Source organism: Bartonella sp. CR127HXZ (assembly GCF_042194555.1).
Lineage (GTDB): Bacteria > Pseudomonadota > Alphaproteobacteria > Rhizobiales > Rhizobiaceae > Bartonella > Bartonella grahamii.
The window spans coordinates 1-5886 of the sequence record NZ_JBHIMZ010000031.1; the positions used below are offsets into that span (position 1 = coordinate 1).

A 5886-nucleotide genomic window follows, 5' to 3' on the forward strand; every position below is an offset into this window, starting at 1 on the left:
GCTCACCCTTTTAATCATGATTTCGGAGCCGCGTGAGATGGACGAAACAAGCCGTTAGGTTCTTTGTCAAGGACGCCTTTAGGCGCCATGTAATGGTTTCCTTGACACTAAGAACCAAGACTTGTTAGTCCTCTCATTAAACGCGGATCTGATGTCATGATTTTGGTGAGCGTTCCAGAGAGTTTGAGAGGCAGATAGCCTCTCATTAAAAAAGGATAAAGGATCTAATAAAATAATTGCTAAATAAAAATATCTTGTATATATCTTTTTTTGGAGGAAGAGGTTCTAAAAAGTTATCCCCGCTAGGATAAGTTGATCATTTATCTCTTTCTCTTTTTTTAAAATCAAAAATTTTTCTCATTTTCAACCTTCTTTACGCCTTTTAAAAATAAGGATTAATGGCACTAAAGATGAATAATTAAAATATTTATTTCGTATATAAATTATTATTTATGCAAATTTAAAAACTCCAATTACCTTATTTAAAAAACACTTTTTATGACATAATTAAATATTTTTTGCCTATTGTCCGGATTCTTTTTCCAAGTTAGCATAAGAAGACATCTCATTAAGAAAGGTTTTTCTGTGGAAGAAGAAGTAGTAGCAGAAATCTATACAAATGATAGTAAGCATGAAAAATATCAAGATAAACTAGAATATTTGTTCGATCAACAGCATAAATATATGCAAGAATTTAGTAATACATTGGAGGCAAAAAAATTACATGATGTGCGAAGTGATTTGTACAATTATCTTCGTGATATTGGACAAAATGGTGATATATCGTTACTCATCAGTAGTGAGCGCTCTTTAACAGAAAATGATTTTATCCGGTACGGTAACAGCAAAACGATGATAAAAAGTTTTAAGAATGCTTTAGCTTATATAGATGTCATTGAAAACCATATAGCTCTTGTTAGTGATCCTGTACAATACCAATTTATAAATAAAACACACAGCTTACCCAAAAACCGAAAAGGTGGATTGCCTTATGATGAGGGGCGTAAAGCAATGGTATGGCATTATAAATGGCTAGAAGATACAGGATTATACATTTCAACCTCAATTGAATTATCAATCAACGAAGCACGAAAAGATAATATGAAAGTAATTCAAAGACTTTACGAACAAATGCAAGCAAAAGCTATCGATATAGATTTTTCATAATATTGGATAGGTAATTTTCAAACTCACAATATTAGTATCGTACACTGAAAATATGCCATATTAGTATGCAATACGTTTTAATTTTTTATCTACTTTTTTCTTAAGTTCATAGTACCGAATGATAAAAATACGTAAATCAATCGCTCTAATTGTTGCAGTATAGCGTTCGTAGTAATCTATGTCATTTATATTTCGGCGACCATAATATCCAAAATCCCATATGACAATCAATCCGCAATCATACAAACGCGAGAGAATTGTACTAATACGACCTGGACTAAGAGAGCCAAAACTAATTTCTTGATTTGTTCTAAGAGTGATAGGAAATCCACCTTTTTTAAATTCTTTATCAGGTATTATTGCTAATAAGTTGGTAAGAATAACAGCTTCTGAATCAGAAATTAAATCAATCATGGGTAATTTAGAAGCTAATCTATATAGTCTATCGCGGCTTATTGTTTTATATTCAACATTCTCTGCTATTTTCTGATATTCTAGATGTTGTGCAGTTAACCGTCGCCCTATTATTTTCTTTGTTTTATCCATTTATTTTTTTCACTTCAATAAGATTTTTTATGCAAATTTTGACATTGTTAGATTTTTTAACGTTTTATTGAGTTCAAACTCAAACAAAGAGCTTTTTTCTTCGTTTAGCTTTATTTTCTGATTTTTTTCTAAGTTTAAACTATTTATTTCTTCTTGATCAGCTTGCTTCAGCAAAGCATAGAGTGACCGTTCTAGGTATAATTCTCCTCGAGTTTCTTTATCAATCATGCCGCGGAGATATCCCCCTGGTGATTTTACAAGTCCTCTAGCATATTTTTCAAAAATGATAGCAATAGCTAGAGCTGTTTTTTTAAGTCCCATAATTTTTGTAGCTTGTTCAGCGGCATGTTCTGAAACTTTAATCATTCTGTACATAGGATACATAGAATGTATCAAATCGCTTTCTGTTTGGAAACTACATTCAGAAAACAAGACGGCATTTGGTAAAGCCTTTTCTAGTATCTCCGGCTTAATTTGAGGCAATGTACTACCTTTTGAAGGAAGTGATGTTTCGGTTTTGCCTTTCTCTATTTTTTCAAAAGCCATTTTATCGTGACCGGAGGTCACATTAATGATTTGAGTGTGTTCAGATAACTCTGAACACTCATTTTTGTTACAATTACAATTATAGTTAGGGGTTGTATGTTCTATGTGTATGTCATTGGAGGCATATCTGTATGTCGTTTTTAATGTTTTTAGCTTAAAAAAACGCTGTAAAATCCATTCAAAAAGATGGGATGCCTTTTGTAATTTTTCAAAAGATGCTTTTGTTGGTCGACCAATAATATGAAGAATTTTTTGCATTCTAGAAAAAAGCAATGAGATAAACGGAGTTTCTTCCATTTCTGTATAACAGGTTTTAATTTGACGCAACAATCCTCTAAAATAATGCAAAGCTTCATTCTTTTTATCATAACATTCCAGAGCTTCGTCTGCTTTTTGCTTAAGTTCATGATATCGCGCAACAAGAATACGTAAATCAATACCGCAAGCTGTTACGATATCATCGCTATGGTTACGTATAGGATAGCGTTTAAAGTTACCAGAGTCGCGCATAACAATAAAACCACAATCATAGAGAGATGAAAGCAATCGACTAATGCGTCCTTCACTACGACTAATGTCATAACCAAGTTGTTGATTGCTTTTGAAAACAATAGGAACTCCTCCTTTTTCAAATGAATCTCTTGAAGCTGTATCCAGTAACTCAAGAAGAAGTTCGCCTTCTGGTTTTTTAACTAAACCAGTTTTTTTCATGTTTTTAGCCAATCCAATCAATTGACCACGGCTTACAGAACCAATCTCAGCAGTTTCTGCTAATTTTCTAAATTCTATATGATGTGCATTTATCTTTCTTCCAGATGTTTTCTTAACCATAATTTTTAAAACCTCTCTATTGGAGGCAAAAAAATGTTAAAAATACCCTTTTTCCACAAAATTTCTCTTGCAGAATGCATCACGATAAATTAAATTGGAAATTACTTGATAGTTTAATTTACCGTACAGGTATTTAGAAACCCTTCTGTTAACGCAGTTGGGTTTTTATTTTTTTGCCATTATATTTCCCTCTATTTGAAACGACTCATAGCTTGAAAAAAGCGTGTCAAGGTCAAAGCTATATTAAAAAAAAAAGATTTTCAATATGGTAAAGCTTTCAAACAACTGTTTTTTATGGCAATACGACCTAATACAACCTACAATAACAGCAAAGCGAAATAACATATAACCAAGGAAACACGCTATTATACAGCGCTGTAGAAAACAACCTATACGAGCAAATAAATTCTAAACACAATAATTTTTCTTTGCAAGAATTGTCCACTAAGGACTGTGTAGATTATGATTAACTTTTTTCTGATAAAGTTCGTAGTGGAATATTGCCTTGATTTTTCAGTAGCGCTTGAGAGAACGTTTTATCAATAATGGTCAATGGAATTATAGCTCCCGTGATCTCTTCGCCAATCTTCTGGTTGTTGAAATTTGCTCGACCATAAAACACTTTGTGCTTTTTAAGCAGGGTTTTCTATTGTCTTTTCTGGTACTTTAAAAAAATAATATTGCATAAGTTTTTCAGTATTTTGACTGAAATAAAAGTATTTAAAAATAATAATATAAATTAAGACAATATATTTAAACGATACTCTAAGATATTTTTAAAATATCATTTTGAATATTATTCAATGTTTGTTCATTAAATAATAAAAGATTAAATATTTTTAATTTTATAGTAGAAAAAATAGTTTTTTCATTTTATAGGGTAGATTAATATTTTAACTATTAATTTAATTTTCAACTTTAAAATAGCGAGGGGGTTTTTCATGAAAAACATGAATAATTCATTCAGTTGTGAACACATCTTACCAAAAACTACTCTACCCAACACACAAAAGAAATGGTTAACAGCAGCATTGATGCTGTTTATTGCCTTCATCGCACTGAGTGAACCAGCATTTGCCGCAGGCGGCTTCGGAAAAATTGAAAGTGCTCTTCAAAAAATAATTGAAGCTTTAACAGGACCAATTGCAAAATCAATCGCGACCATTGCGGTTGCTGGTATTGGGATTGCATGGATTGCTGGTTATGTTGAAATGCGTAAAGCTTTCTTTGTTTGTATTGGCATCGGCATTATCTTTGGTGCACCACAAATCGCAGCAATGTTTTCCAGTTAAACTCCAGCCTTTCAAAGCCATGAAAGAGCATGACAAGCTAACAGAAGATACGTTATTTCTTGCTTGCACGCGCCCTGCAATGATCGCAGGCGTGACGGTGGAAGCTATGGGATTAAATGCGATAGGAACGATGATATTGTTTATTGTGATAGGCAATATTTTTCTTGTAACTATTGGGATTGCCATGCATTTCATATTCAAGGAAATCCTAAAGCATGACCATAACAAATTTCGTATTCTTCTGACATGGCAAAAGACATCTATTTTTGCCAGAAACTCTAGTCTATGGGGTGGGGGAAGTATTTCTCCATTACGATTAATTCGTAATTATGAGGAATTACAATGAATAGAACAGAGCGCAAACGTGAAAAGCAGCCAGAAGCGATCATTCCTTATGTGCGCCATGTCAACAAGCACATCATTGCGCTGGATTCACGCGCTCTCATGAGCGTTATTAAACTTGAAGGGATTAACTTTGAGACAGCAGATATTATTGATCTGAATGTGCTTCACGAACAGCTCAATAATCTGTTTAAAAACATAGCGGATGAACGGATAGCGCTTTATAGCCATATTATCAGAAAGCGTGAAACGATTTATCCGGATGGGAATTTCAGATCGGCATTTGCCAAGCAATTAGATGATAAATATCGCGAGCGGATGATTTCACAGGAGCTTTATCGCAATGATCTTTATCTTTCTATTTTGTGGAATCCACACGTTGATCAAACGGATAAATTAGTGGAGTTTTTCAAACGTTTAGGCAAAGCCAAGCAAGAAAAGACAGAAGTTGATGCAGAGTCCATTCGCAAGCTTGAAGATATTACCACAGATCTTATTCAAAATTTAGAGCGTTATGGTGCAAAAAGACTGAGTCTTTATGAACATGAAGGTAATATTTATTCGCAGCAAAGTGAGTTTATCCACCAATTGGTGGGAGGTCGTCGTGAACGGATACCTCTCACATGGGGGACGATAGCTTCGACTGTTTATTCAGACCGTCTCATTTTTGGGAAAGAGATCATAGAAATACGCTATGAGGCGGCACAGCGGTTTGCGGGCATGTTTGGTTGGAAAGAATATCCAGCAAAAACTAGGGTAGGCATGGCGGATGGTTTGCTCACCCTTCCCTTTGAGTTTATTTTCACCCAATCTTTTATTTTCAAGAGCAAAAATGCTGCCAAGCAAATTATGGGGCGCAAACAGAATCAAATGGTCAATGCAGGAGATCGAGCAGGTTCACAAATTATGGAACTGGATGATGCGCTTGATGATCTTGAATCCAATCGTTTTGTTTTAGGGGAACATCATTTATCATTGGCAGTTTTTGCTGATACGCCGCAAGAATTAGCGGATAATCTTGCCAAAGCGCGTTCTCATCTTACAAATGGTGGGGCTGTCATTGCGCGGGAAGATTTAGGGTTAGTGGCGGCTTGGTGGGCACAATTGCCTGGCAATTATGCTTATCGCACCCGCTCTGGTGCAATAACAAGCCGCAATTATG

5 protein-coding genes and 1 pseudogene are annotated in these 5886 nt (G+C 34.4%); 4 read left to right on the top strand and 2 right to left on the bottom strand.

What is annotated here, in order from left to right; genetic code table 11:
* Positions 1-585: 585 nt before the first annotated feature.
* Positions 586-1167 (top strand): hypothetical protein, encoded by a 582-nt coding sequence (locus tag ACFIKY_RS08655; RefSeq protein ID WP_375647800.1) that lies wholly within the window; start codon positions 586-588, stop codon positions 1165-1167.
* Positions 1168-1227: 60 nt separating this feature from the next.
* Here ACFIKY_RS08655 and ACFIKY_RS08660 read toward each other — a convergent pair whose 3' ends face one another.
* Together ACFIKY_RS08660 and repC are read right to left on the bottom strand one after the other, a co-directional pair.
* On the bottom strand, positions 1228-1713 hold the full coding sequence (locus ACFIKY_RS08660) for a helix-turn-helix domain-containing protein (RefSeq protein WP_375647801.1): 486 nt from the start codon (positions 1711-1713) through the stop codon (positions 1228-1230).
* Between the two features lie 27 nt (positions 1714-1740).
* Positions 1741-3090, bottom strand: a complete 1350-nt coding sequence (gene repC, locus ACFIKY_RS08665; protein WP_375647803.1) for a replication initiation protein RepC — start codon at positions 3088-3090, stop codon at positions 1741-1743.
* Positions 3091-4031: 941 nt separating this feature from the next.
* Here repC and ACFIKY_RS08670 point away from each other — a divergent pair.
* From ACFIKY_RS08670 to ACFIKY_RS08680, 3 genes and pseudogenes are all read left to right on the top strand, one after another.
* The gene (locus ACFIKY_RS08670) at positions 4032-4382 is read left to right on the top strand and encodes a TrbC/VirB2 family protein (protein WP_375647804.1); all 351 of its coding nucleotides are present in this window, start codon (positions 4032-4034) and stop codon (positions 4380-4382) included.
* A 19-nt stretch (positions 4383-4401) separates the two neighbouring features.
* Positions 4402-4728 (top strand): type IV secretion system protein VirB3, encoded by a 327-nt coding sequence (locus ACFIKY_RS08675; protein ID WP_375661710.1) that lies wholly within the window; start codon positions 4402-4404, stop codon positions 4726-4728.
* Positions 4725-5886: pseudogene (locus ACFIKY_RS08680) on the top strand (transporter); the annotation flags it as partial. The gene ACFIKY_RS08675 and the pseudogene ACFIKY_RS08680, both read left to right, overlap by 4 nt.

Coding starts and splice junctions, on each gene's coding strand:
- ACFIKY_RS08660 (WP_375647801.1), bottom strand. CDS start 1,713: ATGGATAAAACAAAGAAAATAATAGGGCGACGGTTAACTGCACAACAT.
- repC (WP_375647803.1), bottom strand. CDS start 3,090: ATGGTTAAGAAAACATCTGGAAGAAAGATAAATGCACATCATATAGAA.
- ACFIKY_RS08670 (WP_375647804.1), top strand. CDS start 4,032: ATGAAAAACATGAATAATTCATTCAGTTGTGAACACATCTTACCAAAA.
- ACFIKY_RS08675 (WP_375661710.1), top strand. CDS start 4,402: ATGAAAGAGCATGACAAGCTAACAGAAGATACGTTATTTCTTGCTTGC.